This is a genomic window from Amycolatopsis sp. cmx-11-51 (genome assembly GCF_047608665.1).
GTDB lineage: Bacteria > Actinomycetota > Actinomycetes > Mycobacteriales > Pseudonocardiaceae > Amycolatopsis.
The window spans coordinates 352,347-369,393 of sequence record NZ_JADNQO010000005.1; the positions used below are offsets into that span (position 1 = coordinate 352,347).

At 67.6% G+C, this 17,047-nt stretch carries 20 protein-coding genes and 1 pseudogene; 10 read left to right on the top strand and 11 right to left on the bottom strand.

What is annotated here, in order from left to right; translation table 11 throughout:
- Window positions 1-288 precede the first annotated feature (288 nt).
- Complete coding sequence (locus tag ACM6LU_RS21220) at window positions 289-606, top strand: GNAT family N-acetyltransferase (RefSeq protein WP_414939453.1); 318 nt, start codon at window positions 289-291, stop codon at window positions 604-606.
- A 59-nt stretch (window positions 607-665) separates the two neighbouring features.
- Here the strand turns inward: ACM6LU_RS21220 and ACM6LU_RS21225 are convergent, their stop codons facing one another.
- The 4 genes from ACM6LU_RS21225 to ACM6LU_RS21240 are packed head-to-tail and all read right to left on the bottom strand — an operon-like array spanning window position 666 to window position 4,019.
- Window positions 666-1,565, bottom strand: a complete 900-nt coding sequence (locus ACM6LU_RS21225) for an ABC transporter substrate-binding protein (protein WP_414939454.1) — start codon at window positions 1,563-1,565, stop codon at window positions 666-668.
- Entirely contained in the window at window positions 1,562-2,251 is a 690-nt protein-coding gene (locus ACM6LU_RS21230) for an ABC transporter permease (protein WP_414939455.1), read from the bottom strand. The genes ACM6LU_RS21225 and ACM6LU_RS21230 overlap by 4 nt, the downstream gene beginning before the upstream one ends.
- On the bottom strand, window positions 2,248-2,931 hold the full coding sequence (locus ACM6LU_RS21235; protein WP_414939456.1) for an ABC transporter permease: 684 nt from the start codon (window positions 2,929-2,931) through the stop codon (window positions 2,248-2,250). Before ACM6LU_RS21235 ends, ACM6LU_RS21230 begins: the two co-directional genes overlap by 4 nt.
- Window positions 2,931-4,019: an ABC transporter ATP-binding protein gene (locus tag ACM6LU_RS21240; protein ID WP_414939457.1), complete on the bottom strand. Its 1,089-nt coding sequence runs from the start codon at window positions 4,017-4,019 to the stop codon at window positions 2,931-2,933. Before ACM6LU_RS21240 ends, ACM6LU_RS21235 begins: the two co-directional genes overlap by 1 nt.
- 91 nt (window positions 4,020-4,110) lie before the next feature.
- Between ACM6LU_RS21240 and ACM6LU_RS21245 the strand changes: the two genes are divergently transcribed.
- The gene (locus ACM6LU_RS21245; RefSeq protein ID WP_414939458.1) at window positions 4,111-5,514 is read left to right on the top strand and encodes a bis-aminopropyl spermidine synthase family protein; all 1,404 of its coding nucleotides are present in this window, start codon (window positions 4,111-4,113) and stop codon (window positions 5,512-5,514) included.
- Window positions 5,515-5,563: 49 nt separating this feature from the next.
- Window positions 5,564-6,322, top strand: a complete 759-nt coding sequence (locus ACM6LU_RS21250) for a DUF4190 domain-containing protein (protein ID WP_414939459.1) — start codon at window positions 5,564-5,566, stop codon at window positions 6,320-6,322.
- 94 nt (window positions 6,323-6,416) lie between these two features.
- On the opposite strand, the gene ACM6LU_RS21255 is transcribed toward ACM6LU_RS21250, so the two are convergent.
- Window positions 6,417-7,577, bottom strand: a complete 1,161-nt coding sequence (locus ACM6LU_RS21255) for an NAD(P)-dependent malic enzyme (RefSeq protein WP_414939460.1) — start codon at window positions 7,575-7,577, stop codon at window positions 6,417-6,419.
- A gap of 389 nt (window positions 7,578-7,966) precedes the next feature.
- On the opposite strand from ACM6LU_RS21255, the gene ACM6LU_RS21260 reads away from it, so the two are divergent.
- On the top strand, window positions 7,967-8,572 hold the full coding sequence (locus ACM6LU_RS21260; RefSeq protein WP_414939461.1) for a dTDP-4-dehydrorhamnose 3,5-epimerase family protein: 606 nt from the start codon (window positions 7,967-7,969) through the stop codon (window positions 8,570-8,572).
- Here the strand turns inward: ACM6LU_RS21260 and ACM6LU_RS21265 are convergent.
- Window positions 8,538-8,835: pseudogene (locus tag ACM6LU_RS21265) on the bottom strand (GMC family oxidoreductase); the annotation flags it as partial. The gene ACM6LU_RS21260 and the pseudogene ACM6LU_RS21265 overlap by 35 nt on opposite strands.
- Before the next feature lie 274 nt (window positions 8,836-9,109).
- Between ACM6LU_RS21265 and ACM6LU_RS21270 the strand changes: the two are divergent.
- Window positions 9,110-9,787 (top strand): hypothetical protein, encoded by a 678-nt coding sequence (locus ACM6LU_RS21270; protein WP_414939462.1) that lies wholly within the window; start codon window positions 9,110-9,112, stop codon window positions 9,785-9,787.
- An 84-nt stretch (window positions 9,788-9,871) separates the two neighbouring features.
- Here the strand turns inward: ACM6LU_RS21270 and ACM6LU_RS21275 are convergent, their stop codons facing one another.
- Window positions 9,872-10,342, bottom strand: a complete 471-nt coding sequence (locus tag ACM6LU_RS21275; RefSeq protein WP_414939463.1) for a hotdog fold domain-containing protein — start codon at window positions 10,340-10,342, stop codon at window positions 9,872-9,874.
- A 63-nt stretch (window positions 10,343-10,405) separates the two neighbouring features.
- On the opposite strand from ACM6LU_RS21275, the gene ACM6LU_RS21280 reads away from it, so the two are divergent.
- Both ACM6LU_RS21280 and ACM6LU_RS21285 read left to right on the top strand, forming a co-directional pair.
- Window positions 10,406-10,999, top strand: a complete 594-nt coding sequence (locus ACM6LU_RS21280) for an acid phosphatase (protein ID WP_414939464.1) — start codon at window positions 10,406-10,408, stop codon at window positions 10,997-10,999.
- A 1-nt stretch (window position 11,000) separates the two neighbouring features.
- Complete coding sequence (locus tag ACM6LU_RS21285; protein ID WP_414939465.1) at window positions 11,001-11,483, top strand: GNAT family N-acetyltransferase; 483 nt, start codon at window positions 11,001-11,003, stop codon at window positions 11,481-11,483.
- Window positions 11,484-11,805: 322 nt separating this feature from the next.
- Here ACM6LU_RS21285 and ACM6LU_RS21290 read toward each other — a convergent pair whose 3' ends face one another.
- Window positions 11,806-12,306 (bottom strand): hypothetical protein, encoded by a 501-nt coding sequence (locus tag ACM6LU_RS21290; protein WP_414939466.1) that lies wholly within the window; start codon window positions 12,304-12,306, stop codon window positions 11,806-11,808.
- Window positions 12,307-12,587: 281 nt separating this feature from the next.
- On the opposite strand from ACM6LU_RS21290, the gene ACM6LU_RS21295 reads away from it, so the two are divergent.
- Both ACM6LU_RS21295 and ACM6LU_RS21300 read left to right on the top strand, forming a co-directional pair.
- Window positions 12,588-13,514 (top strand): diacylglycerol/lipid kinase family protein, encoded by a 927-nt coding sequence (locus ACM6LU_RS21295; protein ID WP_414939467.1) that lies wholly within the window; start codon window positions 12,588-12,590, stop codon window positions 13,512-13,514.
- A gap of 273 nt (window positions 13,515-13,787) precedes the next feature.
- Window positions 13,788-14,042 carry a WhiB family transcriptional regulator gene (locus ACM6LU_RS21300; RefSeq protein WP_026466945.1) on the top strand — a complete coding sequence of 85 codons (255 nt, stop codon included), beginning with the start codon at window positions 13,788-13,790 and terminating at the stop codon, window positions 14,040-14,042.
- 271 nt (window positions 14,043-14,313) lie between these two features.
- On the opposite strand, the gene ACM6LU_RS21305 is transcribed toward ACM6LU_RS21300, so the two are convergent.
- Entirely contained in the window at window positions 14,314-15,837 is a 1,524-nt protein-coding gene (locus ACM6LU_RS21305) for a sensor histidine kinase (RefSeq protein ID WP_414939468.1), read from the bottom strand.
- Between the two features lie 106 nt (window positions 15,838-15,943).
- On the opposite strand from ACM6LU_RS21305, the gene ACM6LU_RS21310 reads away from it, so the two are divergent.
- A complete protein-coding gene (locus tag ACM6LU_RS21310) occupies window positions 15,944-16,018 on the top strand; it encodes a 50S ribosomal protein bL37 (protein WP_369299112.1) in 75 nt (24 codons plus the stop codon).
- A 69-nt stretch (window positions 16,019-16,087) separates the two neighbouring features.
- Here the strand turns inward: ACM6LU_RS21310 and rsrA are convergent, their stop codons facing one another.
- A complete protein-coding gene (gene rsrA / locus ACM6LU_RS21315) occupies window positions 16,088-16,411 on the bottom strand; it encodes a mycothiol system anti-sigma-R factor (protein ID WP_020631335.1) in 324 nt (107 codons plus the stop codon).
- On the bottom strand, window positions 16,408-17,046 hold the full coding sequence (locus ACM6LU_RS21320; RefSeq protein WP_414939564.1) for a sigma-70 family RNA polymerase sigma factor: 639 nt from the start codon (window positions 17,044-17,046) through the stop codon (window positions 16,408-16,410). The genes rsrA and ACM6LU_RS21320 overlap by 4 nt, the downstream gene beginning before the upstream one ends.
- Between the last annotated feature and the right edge of the window lies 1 nt (window position 17,047).

Sequence of the window (17,047 nt, forward strand, 5' to 3'; positions counted from 1 at the left end):
CTAAGTCGCGGTTTCACCCCAAGGAAGACCTTGCATTACGGACATCTCGGTAGTAATGGGCAGCACATCGGCGCAGTTCGGTCACCGTTCGGCCCCCGCCTTTAGTCGCGTCTTGCGCCCGTACGGCCCACGATGAATGGGGAATCCGCACATCTGGTGGTCGCTTTCCCGCCCGCCGGTCGTGTCACCGCCGTGGAAGTACACACGGATGGCCGACTACTAAAGTCGCGACCTGGCGGAGCGGAAATCGATTTCCATCCTACCTTCGGATGGAGCACACTCGGCTGCGTGCTGCTCCGGCAAGAAGCCCCGGCTGATCGCGAGGCGATCCACGCTGTCCATCTGGCCGCGTTCGCGAACCACAGTGTCCCGGTGGTCGAGGCGAAACTCGTCGACGAACTCCGTGAAGACGGCGATCTGCTCGGCCCACTGTCCATCGTGGCCGAACGAGACGGCGAAGTCGTCGGGCATGTCTGCTGCAGCCCGGCGCGGCTCGGCTCCGACGAGAAGTCGACGGTCGGCCTCGGCCCGCTCGGCGTCCTGCCCGCGCACCACAGTCCGGTGTGGGCTCGGCTCTCGTACACGCCCTTCTTCTTCCGCAATTAGTCCTCTAGTTGCGGTACTTGCACGCGCAACTACCGCAACTAGAGGACTAATTGCGTGGGTCAGGAGGATGCGAGGAGGTTGTTCCGGCGCAAGAACTCCTCGGCGACGTCGAGCGGGTTCCGCTTCTCCTCACTGAACTGGACGTTCAATTCGGTCAGCTGATCGGTCGTGAGCGCCGCCGAAACCCGGTTCAGCGCGTTGACCTCCTTCGGTGACAGCGTCCCCTTCGCGACGAGGGGCACGATGTTCTGAGCGGGGAACATGTTCTTGTCGTCCACCAGCGGCACGAACCCGTTCGCGGCGATCGTCGACGACGTGCTGAACAGGTCGGCGACCTGGATCGCGCCGGACTTCAGCGCCGCGACCGTGACCGGGCCGCCGGTGTCGGTCGTGCGGATCTCGGCGAACTCACAGCCGTAGAGCGTCTTGATCTTGTCCTTCCAGCGGCTGCTCCACTGGCCGGGACCACCGAGCACGAGGTCCTTGCAGCGCGCGCCGAGATCGGAGAAGGTCTTCACCCCGGAATCGGCGAGTTCCTTGCGCACCACCAAAAGATCCTTGTCCTCGGCCGGTGCCTGTTCGAGCACCTCGAAGCCGGACGGCAGCTTTTGCTTCAACTGCGCGTAGACGTCCTGCGACGTGGTCGCCTGCGTCTCCTTGTCGAAATAACGCAACAGGTTCCCGCTGTAGTCCGGAACCACCGAGAGCGACTTGTCCTGCAGTGCCTTGACGACGACCTCACGGCTGCCGACAGGCGGCCGGACGGTTACGTTCTCCGCGCCCGCGTCGCGCAGCGCACCCGCGTAGATCTGGGCCAGCAGAAGGCTTTCCCCGACGTCCGACGCGCCGATGATGATGTCGCCGGTCGCGCCGCCCTCGGCGCCGCCTGCCAACGGGTTACCGCATCCCGTTGCCAGCAAAGCGATCCCGGCGACCAAAGCCGCCAACGTCCGCCTCATACCTTCGCCTTCTTCCCGCTCGCGGCCTGCGCCAGTCGCACTCCCTTGGGTACCAGCGCCCGCTGGACGCCTGCCAGGACGAGGTCCAGCGCCACGGCGAGCAACGTCGTCAGGACGGCACCCGCGATCACCTGCGGATAGTCCAAAATGGCCAGTCCGTCGAGCAGGAACCGGCCGAGTCCGCCGAGCCCGACGTAGGCGGCCACGGCGGCCGTCGCGACCAGTTGCAGTACCGAGTTCCGCACCCCACCGAGCACCAGCGGCAGCGAAATGGGCACCTCGACCTTCCACAACCGTTGCCAGCCGGTCATTCCGATCCCCTGAGCCGCGTCGACCACACCTTGGTCGGTCGCCTGCAGGCCGGAGTACGTCCCGGCGAGGATCGGCGGGATGGCGAGCACCACGAGCCCGATGATCGTCGAGATCTCGCTCTCGGTGAAGAGCAGGAACAGGAAGGTCACCAGCCCCAGCGTCGGGAGCGCGCGGATGGCGTTGCCGCCGCTCACCAGCAGCACCGCGCCACGGCCGGTGTGCCCGACGTAGAGGCCGAGCGGGATCGCGATGATCAGCGCGAAGACCAGTGCCAGCAAGGTGTAGCCGAGATGCTGCAGCAGCCGGTTGAGAATGCCCTCCGTGCCCTGCCAGTGGGCCGGGTCGCCGAACCAGTTCAGCAGGTCGCCGATCATTTCGCCCCCGCCGTGTTCGCCACCCGGTCCCAGGGTGTGAGGACTTTCCGCACCCGCACCAGCAGCAGGTCGACGATCAGCGCCAGCAGCAGCGTCGCGACGATGCCGACGACGATCGGTGAGAAGTACTCGCGCTGGAAGCCGTCGGTGAACAGCACGCCGAGCCCGCCGGTGCCGATCAGCGCGCCGACGCTCACCAGGCTGATGTTGCTGACCGAGGCCACCCGGACGCCGGCGGCGAGCACCGGCACCGAAAGCGGCAGTTCGACGGTGAGGAACTTGCGTGCCGGTTTGTAGCCGACCGCGGTGGCCGCCGCGACGACGTGCGGCGGGACGGCGTCGAGCGCGTCCAGCACCGGGCGCACCAGCAGGGCGGAGGTGTAGACGGTCAGCGCGACGATGACGTTGACGCTGTCGAGGATCTTCGAGCCGATGATGCCCGGGATCACCACGAACAACGCCAGCGACGGGATCGTGTACAGCAGGTTCGACACCACCAGCAGCACGGAGCGCACCGGGGCGAACCGGTGGCCGAGCCAGCCTGCCAGTACCGCGATCACCAGGCCCAGCCCCAGCGGCACCAGCGAAAGGTAAATGTGGTCGAGCAGGTTACCGAAGAACTGCGAACGGTTGTTGGCACTGGCGAGGTAGCGCCCGAGTTCCGCGACGAAGTCCCCCATCAGGAACCCAGTGGCAGCGCTTCGATCACTTCGAGAACCTGCTTGGCTCTGACCACGCCGAGGACCTTGTGGTCGGCATCGACGACGACGCCGAGGCTCGCGGGCGACGAAAGCGCCGCGTCGAGCGCGCCGCGGATCGGTGCTCCCTGGACGTACAGTGATCCACCCGCGACGAGGTCGGTCTCGCGGAGCTCTCCGTCCACAGTGGATCCCGGGCGCAGCCAGCCGCGTGGCTGTCCCTCGGCGTTGACCGCGACCAGCCACTCGTCGGACGGCCCGGCGACCGGCTGGCCGACCTCGACCCGCTTGACCTCTTCGACGACGATACCGTCCGCCGAAAGGAAGGAAAGCCCGCGGTAGCCGCGATCCTTGCCCACGAACGACGCGACGAAGTCGTCGACGGGATGGCGCAGCACATCCGAGGGCGTGCCGTACTGCGCGAGCACCCCGCCGACCCGGAGCACGGCGATCTTGTCGCCGAGCCGCACGGCCTCGTCGATGTCGTGGGTGACGAACACGATCGTCTTCCCCAGCTGTGACTGCAGTCGCAGCAGTTCGTCCTGCAGTTCCTCGCGGACGATCGGGTCGACGGCGGAGAACGGCTCGTCCATCAGCAGCACCGGCGAGTCCGCCGCGAGCGCCCTGGCGACGCCGACGCGCTGCTGCTGGCCGCCGGAAAGCTGTGCGGGGTACCGCTTGCCGAGTTCCGCGGGCAGGCCGACGGTCTCCAGCAGTTCGGCCGCGCGCTTGCGCGCCTCGCCCTTGTCCCAGCCGGACAGCAGCGGCACGGTGGCGACGTTGTCCAGGACTGTCCTGTGTGGAAAGAGGCCGGCGTGCTGGATGACGTAGCCGATGCCGCGGCGCAGCAGCGCCGGGTCGCCGTCGCTGACGTCCTCGCCGTCGAGCAGCACGGAGCCCGAGGTCGGCTCGACCATACGGTTGATCATCCGGAGCGACGTGGTCTTGCCGCAGCCGGACGGTCCGACGAAGACGGTGATGGTGCCGTCCTCCACGGTGAGGTTCAGGTCGTCGACCGCGACCGTCCCGTCCGGATACCGCTTGGTCACGCCACGGAACTCGATAGTCACGTGTCTCTCCCCATGTCTGGTCGAAAAACCGTAGCCCAGATCCTGCCTGTTGGCACGGTGTCTCAGGGATCGGGTCACTAGGCTGCGCGCTGTGAGTTCTCTCCTCGATGACGTCCTGGCGGCGCACGGTGTCCACGTGCGACCGCTCCATCAGGTGATTTCCCTGCTCCGGACGGATTGGCGTGACCTCGGCGAACTGGTCCGGATCAGCACCGCGCCACGCCGGAGCGTCGAAGACGTCCTGAACGCGCTCGGCGACGACCTCGAGCGGAACGAGTCCCGCCTCCGGCTGGCCCCCGCCGCCCGCGAGAAATACGCGCGCTTCGAGGCGCGGGACCGGAAAACCGATCCCGACCTGCTGAAGACCATCACCAGCTACGTCGAAAACGTGCCGCCGCCGCTGGCCGCGCTCGACCACGTGCAGGCGACGCCGGAGACCGTGCTGAACCGCGCGCTGTGGCTGGACGAACGCTACGACCTGGACACGGCGAAGCTGCTGTTCCTCGGCGACCACGACCTCACTTCACTGGCCGTGCGCGCGTTGCGGCCCGACGCGGACCTCACCGTCGTCGACCTCGACGATCGGGTGCTGGCCTACATCGACGAACTCAGCGAGCGGTCCATTCGAACCCTGCACACCGATCTGCGCGTCGGGCTGCCACCCACCGTGGCCGGCCGGATGGATCTCGTGTTCAGTGATCCGCCTTACACCCCCGAAGGAATGGGCCTGTTCGCGGCACGCGGGGTCCAGGCGCTCACCGAACCCTCGGATGGGCGATTGTTGCTCGCTTACGGCTACAGCCCCCGCCATCCCGCTTTGGGTGCCCAGGTGCAGCGGGCGCTCGCGACGCTCGGGCTGACCTTCGAAGCGATCCTGCCCGGCTTCAACCGGTACTTCGGGGCGCAGGCGATCGGAAGCGCGGCGGACCTCTACGTCTGCCAGCCGACCGCGAAATCGAAGAAGAACCGCGGTGGCAAAGGGAAGGCCACGATCTACACGCACGGGCCGCAGTCGGTGGAGTCCGCAGGCGCGGCCAAGCCGTCGCTGCTGGACAAACTGCACGAAGTCGCCACAGCGGGCGGGCTGGCGGTGGAATCGCGGCCGGTCGACTGGTCTGTTTCCGGGCCGGAAGGCGACGCGGTCGCGATGGATCTTTCGGCCGACCCCGGACCGTGGCTGCTGAGGACTCTGCTGGGCACCAACGCGCGGCGGCTGGCACTGCTCGTCCCGAATTCGCACCCCGACCTGACGAACGCCGAGGCACAGGGCGCGCTCAACCGGCTGGTCGGGGCGAAGTACCGGCTGCGGTTGCTGCGGAGCACCCCGGACAACCGGCACGCCATCGTCGTCGCGGACGCCGTCGACCATCCCGAAGAGATGCTGACCAGGGCGCACGCACGGCTGGCGAACGTCTCCCTCGACGTCCCGGCGGACCTGACGGACGCTCGGCTGATCGACCTGCCGCGGCACCGGCTGGCGGAACTGCTCGCCTGAGCCGGCGGCTGTCATCGGAACTTCATGAGCCATCCCTAGGTTCGGTTCCATGAACGAACCGCGCGGACCGCAAGCACCGACCGGCCCGCCGATGCCAGGTGCCGTGCCCGCTCCGCCGTACGGGTATCCCTACCCGCCGCCGCAGCACAAGACCAGCGGCCTGGCGATAGCCGCGCTCGTACTGGGCCTGACCGGTTGCTTGCCGCTGGCGTTGCCGCCCGCGATCATCTTGGGCATCGTCGCGCTCACCCAGACCGGTCCGGGGAAACGGCCGGGCCGCGGTCTCGCGATCGGTGGCCTCGCCGCCGCCGGGGTCTGGACCGTCGGCTGGGTCGCCCTGCTCGGGAACACCATGGCGGACCCGGGCCGCTACACCGCGACCTCGCCGAGCGCGGGGTGCGCGACCCCGTCGCCCGGCTACGCCAACGTATGCACCTTGAAACCGGGTGAATGCTTCGAGCAGCCCACGGTCAACGGCACTTACACCAGCGTCGAACTCACCCCGTGCGGTGGCAAGCACAGCACCGAGGCGATCGGGGCCTTCACCGCGCCGGACGGCCCCTGGCCCGGTGACGGGAAACTGAAAGCGGAAGCCTTGACCCAGTGCGAGCGGATCATGGCCAAGAACGTGGACCGCCCGCGCCTCGACGCGGCCGGTGCCGACGCTTACCTGAGCTACGCGGGCCCCGAGCGCGTCGGCTGGGAACGCGGCGTGCGCACCGTGCACTGCACGATCTACTCGCCCGGCTCACAGCTGACCGGTTCCGTACTCGCCGCCGGAGCCGATCTGGCCATCCCGACCGGCTGAGATGCGCAACCCCCGGATGAGCTGAACGGGACTTTCTGGCAAATTTGCCAGGAAAGTCCCGTTCAGCTCACGCTTCAGGGCACGAATGGACCGGTCACACCACGCCGTCGGCCTCGGCGGCCTTCGCGACCGCAGCGGCCACCTCGGGCGCGACGCGCGGGTCCAGCGGGCTCGGGACGATGCGGTCCGGGCCAAGGTCGTCCTGTGCGACGGAGAAGATCGCGTCGGCCGCGGCCAGCTTCATGTTCTCGGTGATCGCCCGCGCGCCGGAGTCCAGCGCGCCGCGGAAGACGCCGGGGAACGCCAGCACGTTGTTGATCTGGTTCGGGAAGTCGCTGCGTCCGGTCGCCACGATCTTGGCGTACCGCGATGCCACGGCCGGGTGAACCTCCGGGTCCGGGTTGGACAGCGCGAACACGATCGCGTCGTCGGCCATCCCGGCCAGCAGGGTCTCGTCGATGGTCGCCCCGGACAGGCCGAGGAAGACGTCGGCGCCCCTGAGCGCTTCGCCGAGGCCGCCGCGCAGACCGGAGGTGTTCGTGGTCTCGGCGAGTTTCCGCTTGATCGGGTTCAGGCCCTCGCGGCCAGGGTGGATGATGCCGCGCGAGTCGAGCACGGTGACGTCCGCGACACCGGCGTTCCGCAGGATCCTGGCGCAGGCCACACCCGCCGCGCCCGCTCCCGAGACGACCACGCGCTGGCCGGCGATGTCCTTGCCGAGGACCTGGTTCGCCCCGCGCAGCGCGGCCAGCGTGACGATCGCAGTGCCGTGCTGGTCGTCATGCATGACCGGGCAGTCGAGGGCCTCCTTGAGGCGGTCCTCCAGTTCGAAACAGCGCGGCGCCGAGATGTCCTCCAGGTTCACCGCGCCGAACGACGGGCGCAGCCGGACCAGGGTCTCGATGATCTCGTCGACGTCCGTGGTGTCGAGCACCAGCGGGATCGAGTCGAGCCCGCCGAAGGTCTTGAACAGGACCGACTTGCCCTCCATGACCGGCAGCGAGGCGCTCGCGCCGATGTCTCCGAGACCGAGCACCGCCGTACCGTCGCTGACCACCACGACCAGCCTGTCCGCCCACGTGTACCGCTTCGCCTTGGCCGCGTCCTCGGCGATCGCCAGGCTGACCTTCGCCACCCCAGGCGTGTACGCGACCGAAAGGTCACGGGGCGAGGAGATCGGGCGCGTCGCGGCCACGGAGAGCTTGCCGCCCTCGTGCCCTTCGAAGATCTCGGTGTCGGTCACTGGCGTGGTCATCGTGTTTCCCGTCATTGCTTCGGCCGTGTCGATGGACGGCGAAGTCTCGATTCGAGCGTAAGTCACTGGGTACTCCTGGGACTGCGAGCGGGGGAACTGGTGAATGGGCAGGCCGAAAAGGGCATGGCCCGGCCATCCTGGTAACTCGTCCTCCGACACGGCAGCCCAGCGCGGTAGCGCCGGCCTGTCGGCGAAGCGTCCAATCGGCCATCGGTGCCGTGGGTGTGGCGACGGCCGCGGACGCAGCGGTCGGATCATTGTGACAGGCGTACGGACCAGTGTGCCCCTCTGGTGCGGTTGATGTCACAAACTTGCCCGGCTTTCCGCAGCTCAGAAGAGGTTTAGCAAGACGTCCGTCCGGCTTGGGAACCCCTCGTTAGCATGGGGGCATGCAAGCCAGGCTCCTCAGCATCCCCGATTGTTTCGAGTTCACCCCTCGCGTTTTCCCCGATCACCGCGGTCTGTTCGTGGCACCGTTCCAAGAGGAGGCGTTCGCCGAAGCGGTCGGCCATCGGCTTCGCCTGGCACAGACCAACACCAGCGTTTCCCGGCGCGGGGCCATCCGCGGCCTGCACTTCGCGGACACCCCGCCCGGACAGGCGAAATACATCTACTGCCCGAGCGGCTCACTGCTCGACGTCATCGTCGACGTCCGCGTCGGCTCGCCCACCTTCGGCGAGTGGACGTCCGTGCTGCTCGACAGCGCCGAGTACAAGGCGGTCTACATCGCGGAAGGCCTCGGCCACGCCTTCATGGCGCTCGAAGACAACACGGTCATGGCCTATCTCTGCTCCGAGCCGTACAACCCGGCGGGCGAGCACGGCATCAACCCGATGGACACCGACCTCGCACTGCCGTGGCCGCAGGACATCGAACCCGCGGTGTCCGAAAAGGACACTGACGCGCCTTACCTGAAAGAGGCCCTGGAGCAGGGGTTGCTGCCGCAGTACGACGAATGCGTCAAATTCTACGAGAAGTTGCGGGCCGAGGGCTGAGCCAGCCGAGGACGTCCTCCCGCGGCACGCGTTCCACGTTCCGCTCCACCGGCGCGGTGATCGTCACGAAGGGGTTCACCCCGGTACTGTCCGGGATCAGCGATCCCGCGGTCACGCAGAGGTTCCGGTAGCCCTTCACCCGGCCGTACAGGTCGATGGCCTTACCCAGCACCAAACCCGGTGAATCGGTCCTCGAACGACCGGGTATCGCCGAACGGGTCACTCCGGTACACCGTGCGATTCGCCCGGTCGACCTTGTCGAAGCGGCGCCGGGATTCACGACGGCCGTCGTCGTAGGCACCGGTTACGGCGCCGCGGTCACCGTACTCCGCCTCGGCGAAGCCGAGACCCGGCCCGCGCGATGGAAATCTTGGTGAGCCCGAGAGCGGCGGCGGAGTCGAGTGCGGTGAACCCGAGGAACTCGCGGCGCGACAGTGGGGTAAACACCGTTAATCTCAACCGAACGTGACGATTCCGGGATCCCCTGGGGGACTTCCCCGATGTGACCCAGACCGGAGCAGACCAGTCTTTCCGGTCATGAGACGTCTTCTCGCCGCGACCGCGGCCGCGCTGTCCGCCGCCGTCCTCGTCGTCCTGCCCGGCCACGCCTCCGCGGCGTCATCCCCCTTGCCCGACTTCGACTTCTCCGCCTGCCCCGCCCCGCCCGTCAACGCCGACCCGGGGACCTGGCGTTGCGAAGCCTTTGTCTCCCAAGGAGTCTTGACGATCGGCGACCGTGAGATCCCGCTCGGAGAGATGCGGCTGACGTTCTCCGAGGGCAAAGTGAACGGCAAGTACGCGCAGGTGTTCGGCGAACTGCGTCACGCTCCCGCCCGGCTCCGAGGCACTTTCGGCGCGACCATGCAGCTGGAGTACGGCGGCTACTCGGATTTCCTGTCGAACGACGAACGTCGCGGCGAACTGGATCTCTATGGGGTCCTGCGGCATCCGTTACTGCCCAAGGGATGCACGGTCGGCACGTTCGACGCGCCGCTCCGCTCCGTGGTCAAGGACGATCCCGCGGTGCCCTTCGAGGTGATCTCGCAGAACCCGACGACGGTGAAGTTCGGCGTCATCGACACCCAGCTCGCCTTTCCGCGCACCACTGGCTGCGGACACCTGGCGCAAGTAGCCGACCGCTTGCTCGGACTGCCGTCGCCGAGCGGGGCAAACACCTTCAAACAGGTGACCTATGTCCAGTTCAAGCCCCTCTGACCACCGCAATTCGTCCTCTAGTTGCGGTCCTTGCACACGCAAGGACCGCAACTAGAGGACGAAACGCGAAGTGAGGCGGGCGCCTTACTTTTTCTTGGTCACCCAGATGGTGATGGTCGCGGTCACGACGGGCTTCCCGTTCGTGTCCGTGATCGTCACCGGCACCGGGAGTTCGAAGCCCTCGTCGCCGAATTCCGGCAGTTCCGGGAGTTCGGCGACAGCCCGCAGGCCGGTCTCGGCCTTCGCCACATAGGAGACCGTCATCCCCTTGGGCAGCCAGCGATGCGTCGTCGGGACGGTCGCCTCGGCGAGCATGCCCATGGCGATCTCGGCGAGGTTGCATGCCGCGATCGCGTGAAAAGTCTTGATGTGGTTGTAGACACCCCACCACTTCGGGGCCGTCACCTCACACCGGCCGGGACGCAGGTCGCGCACCGACGGGAGCACCGTCCGGAAGTAAGGCACACGCAGGCACATCGCCGCCGAGAACAGCTGTTTGCCGACTGGCTTCCCGGCCAGCCGGTTCCACATCGCGTAGGTCGGGTTTTGCGCCATCACGGTCTCCTCATCATGTTACTCATCAGTAGCATAACTGGACCGCAGGCTATATTCGCAACCGTGGCTCATCGGCTCTTCCTCCTCCGGCATGGTCAGACCGAGTGGTCCGTCAACGGACGGCACACCGGGAGCACCGACATCCCGCTCACCCCCTCGGGCGAAGGGCAGGCCCGCGCGGCGGGCGGCACCCTGCGCGCCGTGCTCGGCGGCAGCCCAGCGCTCGTCCTGTCCAGCCCTCGCACCCGCGCGCTCCGGACGGCCGAACTGGCCGGACTGCGCGTTGACGAGGTCACCGAAGAGCTGGCTGAATGGGATTACGGCGATTACGAAGGCGTCACCACGCCGGTGATCCGCGAGACCGTCCCCGGATGGACGGTCTGGGCGCACCCGATCCCGGGCGGTGAAAGCGCGGAGGACGTCAACGCCCGCGCGGACAAGCTGATCGAACGGGTCCGGGAGCCGCTCGGACGGGGCGACGTGATCCTGATCGGCCACGGGCACTTCAGCCGCGTCCTGGTCGCGCGCTGGATCGGACTGCCGTCGACGGCGGGCGTCCACTTCGGACTCGACCCGGCCGGTGTCGCGGTACTCGGCGACGAGCGCGGCGAGCCCCAGATCGAGCACCTCAACCTGCTCCCCACCGCAGAGGACTGAAATGGCCGACGACCGTATCCGGCGAATCCGGGAAGAAGACGTCGACGCCGTCGTCCAGCTCGTGTACGACCTCGCCGAGTTCGAACGCGCCCCCGACGAATGCCACCTCACGCCCGGGCAGCTGCGCACCGCGTTGTTCGGGGAGGCACCGGCGCTGTTCGGGCACGTCGCCGAGGTCGACGGCGAGATCGTGGGTTACGCGCTCTGGTTCCTCAACTTCTCCACCTGGCGCGGAGTGCACGGCATCTACCTCGAAGACCTCTACGTCTGCCCCGAACAGCGCGGCTCCGGCCTCGGCAAGGCACTGCTGGCGACACTGGCGGCCGTCTGCGTCGAGCGCGGCTACGCCCGTCTCGAGTGGTCGGTGCTGAACTGGAACCCGGCCCAGGGCTTCTACAAGTCACTCGGCGCGGTGCCGATGGACGAGTGGGCCGTGGACCGGCTCACCGACGAACCACTCAAGGCGCTGGCCGCCCAGGTTTAGGGCATGTCCCGCACTTATCGAGGAGAAGGTCAACCACGTCGTGTTCGTGGGCGGGTCGGCGGTGGGCTGAAGGCTCCCTTCACCTCGTCCGATGCGGTGAAGGACGCCCTCGGCCCGATCAGACGCCGGATCGCGAGTGGTGAGTCGCACTGGAGCGGACCCGTATTCGCGTACCTACCCCGGATCTTGATCAAGAGAGGATCGGGGACGCTCAACGTCCTCAATCGCCGCGTCGCCGTTCGGTGCGAGACCTGCGGGACGACACCGCTCAGTGGGTAAGTGATACGGGTCCACCGGAACCGTCCTTGCCCCTCACGAGACGCTAATCGCGCTCTTCGCGCTCCCGACGCGCGGCACGGCCGGCGGCGCCGTCGCGTTCAGCGGCCTCTTCCTCGGTCTCGCCTTCCCGCATCCCCAGCGCCCACGCACGCGACGGGCGGCGGAACAGCAGCACGATGACGGCGACGCCGATCAGGGCGAGCGGCACACCCCACGCCGGCTGCCCGGACGGGCCCGCGCCATACCAGCCGACCCCGACCAGGATCAGCGCGACGACCACGCCGGGCGACCTCGCCCAGGTCTTCCCCAGCACCAGTCCGGCCGCGCAGGCCAGCGTTCCGGCTGAGAGGACGAGGTAGTAGGCGACCTCGGCCAGGAGGTTCCCCGGTCCGGCCTGGCCGTCGACCAGGAGCAGGATCGCGAACACGATCAGGACGAGCCCCGGCAGCGCGGTGACGGCCCCGGCGAGGCGGACTTCACGGGGCGCGGGCGAAAGTTTGTCGGCGATGGACACGGCGAAACAGCCTTCCAGGCTTCCGGACACGGCGCTCCACCAGGGCGGGTCACCGTACGTGAGCACATTCGATCGTATGCCACCCGGTCGGCCGGTTTCCCCCGGCCGCCGGGTGGGAAGAATTGGAGGCGTCGTCGATGAGCGGGCGGTCGGCCCGGGTGCACTTGTCACGACGAGCGGCGGAACAGCGGCACGATGAGGAGGAACGCCCGCCACAGGGCCATACGGTGCTGCTTCGAGGACGCGCGGGCATTGAGCTTCGCGTCACCTGACGCTCCCTAGTTCGGGCCGACGTCACTTACCCTGCGGTAGTGCGTGCCATCCTCGTCGTGAACCCCCAGGCCACTTCGACCACCGCCGGTGGCCGTGACGTGCTGGCGCACGCGCTGGCCAGCCAGGTCAAGCTCGATGTGGTGGAGACCGACTACCGCGGCCACGCGATGGCCGTGGCGCGGTCCGCCGCCCGCGACGGGATCGACCTGGTGGTCGCCCACGGCGGCGACGGCACGGTCAACGAAGTGGTCAACGGCCTGCTCGCGGACGCCGACGGCGATCCCGCCGCGACCGGCGACGTCCCCATGCTCGGTGTCGTGCCGGGCGGCTCGGCGAACGTCTTCGCCCGCGCGCTGGGAATCGCGCACGATCCGGTGGAAGCGACCCATCAGCTTCTCAACGCCATCGAGAACGACCGGAGCCGCAAGGTCGGCCTCGGACTCGCCGACGGCCACTGGTTCACCTTCAACGCCGGCATGGGCTGGGACGCCGACGTCGTCGGCCGCGTGGCCAAGCGACGGGGCAAGCAGACCACCGCGGGGCTCTATCTGCGGGCCGCGGTGGCGTCGCATCTGCGGCCTCCGCTTGGCCGCCCGCCCCTCACCGTCCGGATCCCGGGTGAAGAGCCCACCGAAGTGCTGACCGCTTTCGTGTCGAATACCGATCCATGGAGTTACTTGGGTGAGCGTCCCGTTCATCTCAATCCGGGCAGCTCATTCGACACCGGATTGGGCCTGTTCGCGTTGAGCGGTCTGCGCTTGCCCACCGTGGTCAAGCATGTACGGCAGGCATTGATCACGAAGAGCGACCAACGCGGGCGACGTCTCCTTCGTCACGATGACCTCCCGATGATCCGCATCGACGCTGATGAACCGGTAAACTTCCAGGTGGACGGCGACCTCGTCGGCCAGCGGAACCGAGTGGAGTTCTTCAGCGTCCCGGGTGCACTGACAGTGATCGTCTGAGCACCGGACCACTGATCGCCTGCGGCAAAGTGCAATCTGCCGCTCATCGACGCAGAACCTCCGCTCACCGCATCGGCCTTCCCTTCGGAAGGCTGTTTCGGAACGAAACCGCAGGTCAGACACGTCGCTCGGCCGGGTGAGCTGACTCACCGATCTTCGGAAAACCCTTGTCGAAACGGGTGCTTCGTGAAAGCATTCACAAGCACCCAAAAAAACGACCGCCATGACGACTATGGCGCGGAGTACCGCGCCGTTATGAAGGAGCTCAGAAACATGGACTGGCGCCATGACGCGGCCTGCCGAGACGAGGACCCCGAGCTGTTCTTCCCGGTGGGAACCAGCGGTCCTGCTCTGTCGCAGGTAACTCAGGCGAAATCCGTGTGCCACCGTTGCACCGTCGCTTCCGACTGCTTGGCTTGGGCATTGGCCAGCGGGCAGGACGCAGGCGTGTGGGGCGGGATGAGCGAGGACGAGCGACGGGCCCTGAAGCGCCGTCGTACGCACATCGGCACGCGTACCTCCGCCTGAGTTTTCAAGACTCAGCAGCTTCACCAATAACCCAGATAAACACCCAAGCTCCGGGAAATCCCGCGGTGCGGTGGTTTCATGCCTCCGCGTCGCGAGGTGATACGTACCCGACTTGAGCTTAACAAGCGAGGCCGACACACCCCCACGGGGGTATGGGCTTCACTGGACTTCCCAGTCCTCCCGCGGAACCGTTACAGGGCCGGCGCCATCTTCTCTTCAGGCGCCGGCCCTAAAACGTGTCCGGGTTGGACAGTCCACAGGGGACAGTCCATTAGAGACGTCGTGACAACGGGATCCGCAGCGCGGCTTCGGTTCCCACGCGACGGCCGCCGGATTCCTCCGACTCCCCGCGCATTCCGCGAAGGGAAAGCGACCCGCGCAGTTCCGATTCCACCAGGGTCCGCACGATCTGCAGCCCGAGGCCGTCACTGCGCTCCAGGGAAAAGCCCGAGGGCAGCCCGCGCCCGTTGTCGCGGATGACGACGTCGAGCCAGCGGGCCGACCGTTCCACCTCGAGTTCGACCTTGCCCGGCCGTCCACCGGGAAACGCGTGCTCGATGGCGTTCTGGACCAGTTCGGCCAGCACCATCACCAGCGGCGTCGCGATTTCGGCGACGACGACGCCGAACGAGCCCTTGCGCGAAAGCCCGACCTGCGACTCGGCCGTCGCGACCTCGCCGACCATCGGGAGGACGTTGTCGAGCAACTTGTCGAGATCGACCCGCTCGTCCACCGAGATGGACAGCGCCTCGTGCACCAGCGCGATCGACGAGACCCGGCGCACGGACTCGCCGAGCGCCAGTCGCGCCTCCTCGCTGGAAGTGCGGCGTGACTGGAGCCGCAACAACGCGGCGACGGTCTGCAGGTTGTTCTTCACCCGGTGGTGGATCTCGCGGATGGTCGCGTCCTTCGAAAGGAGGGCGCGGTCACGGCGCTTCACCTCGGTGACGTCACGCACCAGCACCAGGGCGCCTGCGGCCTGCCCCGCCGGGCGCAGCGGCAGCGCACGGAACAGCACGACCGCACCGCGGCGGGAATCCGCCTCCGTGCGGCTGCTGGGCTTGCCGTCGAGCGCCTCGATGATCCGGTGCGACACCTCGGTCGCGTCGAACGGGTCACGGATGAGCGACCTGGTCAGCGGCGCGAGACGCTGCCCGACGAGGTCGGATTCGTGCCCCATCCGGTGATAGGCCGACAACCCGTTCGGGCTGGCGAAGACCACCGTGCCGGTCGGGTCGAGGCGGATCAGGCCGTCGCCGACCCGCGGGCTCGTATGCGTGTCCGTCTGGTTCCCCGGGCTGGGGAAGGTGCCGTCGACGATCATCTGGCACAGGTCACCGGCGCTGCCGAGGTAAGCGATCTCGAGCGGGCTCGGCACCCGCGAAGCCGCCAGGTTGGTCTCGCGGCTGAGGACGGCGATCACCGTGCCGCCGAACACCACCGGGATGGCCTCGCGGCGCATCGGCAGGTCGCGGTACCAATGCGGGTCCTCTTCGCGGCAGATCCGCACCTCACGGCTCGCTTTGGCCAGCTGCGGGTGCTCGTCCACGGTGAACCGGGAGCCGACGACGTCCTCCGGATGGGCCGTCGGCGCCGTCGTCGGGCGCGCGTGCGCGACACAGACGTAGTCGCCGCCGTCGGGCCGCAGCTCCTCCGAGACGGCGACCCAGAGCAGGAAATCGGCGAAGGACAGGTCGGCCAGCAGCTGCCATTCGGCGACCACGGTCTGGAGATGATCCGCGGCTTCACCGGACATGCCGGTGTTCTCCGCGAGCAGATCGGAAAGGGTGGACACGTCCCCATCCAAGCAGGGTGGGGGCCGCATGACACACTGGAGAGGTTGACCCTGGCCCAGCGGTGTCGTATCACCCCGCGAGGGCCACCTGGACAAGGAGTGAAACATGTCGAAGCGCGCCCGCAAGCGTCGCGACCGTAAGAAGAACGGCGCGAACCACGGCAAGAAGCCCAACTCCTGATCATCGATCAGGCTCGCGAAGGCCCCCGCACCGATCCGGTACGGGGGCCTTCGTGCGACTTGAGCCGGGCTATTCGAACGTCTGCTCGATCTTGACCTCGGTGCGCTCGATGGTGATCGCGCCCTTGGTCTGCACGGTCTGGCGGATCGAGGCCCGCAGCCGGGACTTGAGGTCGTCCGGCGCGTGGTCGCCACCGCATTTGCGGGCGAGCAGCTGCTTGATGTGCTCGTCGATGCCGTACTCCTCGAGGCACGGCGGGCAGTCCTCGATGTGCTTGCGCAGAGCCGCGTCGCGTTCCGCGCTGCACTCCCTGTCTAAGAGCAGGTAGATGTCGGCGAGCGCTTCCTCGCATTTGACCTTGTCGTCCGCGCCGCTGCAGTAGTCGTCGGTCATCGCCCCGCCACCTCCTGCTGTTTGCCCGCGCGGATGAAGCCCCGCTCGCGGGCGACGTCGGCGAGCAGGTCACGGAGCTGGGCGCGGCCGCGGTGCAGCCGGGACATCACGGTGCCGATGGGCGTTTCCATGATCTCGGCGATCTCCTTGTACGCGAACCCTTCGACGTCGGCGAGGTAGACCGCGAGACGGAACTCCTCCGGCAGCTTCTGCAGCGCTTCCTTGACGTCGGCGTCGGGCAGGTTGTCCATGGCCTCGACCTCGGCCGAGCGCAGCCCGCTGGAGGTGTGGTTCTCCGCCTTGGCGATCTGCCAGTCGGTGATCTCCTCGGTGGGCTGCTGCACCGGCTGGCGCTGACGCTTGCGATAGCCGTTGATGTAGGTGTTCGTGAGGATGCGGTACATCCACGCCTTGAGGTTCGTACCCGCCTTGAAAGACGCGAAGGCCGCGTACGCCTTCAGGTACGTCTCCTGGACGAGGTCCTCGGCGTCGGCGGGGTTCCGGGTCATCCGCATGGCGGCCGAGTACAGCTGGTCGAGCAGGGGCATCGCGTCCCGCTCGAAGCGCTCGGCCCGCGCGGCCGCCTCTTCGGCGTCCGTGCCCATGTCCGGCGCGGGATTCTGCGTGCTCGGCAAA

What these genes read in the sequence shown, in the direction of transcription:
- ACM6LU_RS21225 (WP_414939454.1), bottom strand. Translation starts at nt 1,565, where the DNA reads ATGAGGCGGACGTTGGCGGCTTTGGTCGCCGGGATCGCTTTGCTGGCA.
- ACM6LU_RS21230 (WP_414939455.1), bottom strand. Translation starts at nt 2,251, where the DNA reads ATGATCGGCGACCTGCTGAACTGGTTCGGCGACCCGGCCCACTGGCAG.
- ACM6LU_RS21235 (WP_414939456.1), bottom strand. Translation starts at nt 2,931, where the DNA reads ATGGGGGACTTCGTCGCGGAACTCGGGCGCTACCTCGCCAGTGCCAAC.
- ACM6LU_RS21250 (WP_414939459.1), top strand. Translation starts at nt 5,564, where the DNA reads ATGAACGAACCGCGCGGACCGCAAGCACCGACCGGCCCGCCGATGCCA.
- ACM6LU_RS21255 (WP_414939460.1), bottom strand. Translation starts at nt 7,577, where the DNA reads ATGACCACGCCAGTGACCGACACCGAGATCTTCGAAGGGCACGAGGGC.
- ACM6LU_RS21260 (WP_414939461.1), top strand. Translation starts at nt 7,967, where the DNA reads ATGCAAGCCAGGCTCCTCAGCATCCCCGATTGTTTCGAGTTCACCCCT.
- ACM6LU_RS21270 (WP_414939462.1), top strand. Translation starts at nt 9,110, where the DNA reads ATGAGACGTCTTCTCGCCGCGACCGCGGCCGCGCTGTCCGCCGCCGTC.
- ACM6LU_RS21275 (WP_414939463.1), bottom strand. Translation starts at nt 10,342, where the DNA reads ATGGCGCAAAACCCGACCTACGCGATGTGGAACCGGCTGGCCGGGAAG.
- ACM6LU_RS21285 (WP_414939465.1), top strand. Translation starts at nt 11,001, where the DNA reads ATGGCCGACGACCGTATCCGGCGAATCCGGGAAGAAGACGTCGACGCC.
- ACM6LU_RS21300 (WP_026466945.1), top strand. Translation starts at nt 13,788, where the DNA reads ATGGACTGGCGCCATGACGCGGCCTGCCGAGACGAGGACCCCGAGCTG.
- rsrA (WP_020631335.1), bottom strand. Translation starts at nt 16,411, where the DNA reads ATGACCGACGACTACTGCAGCGGCGCGGACGACAAGGTCAAATGCGAG.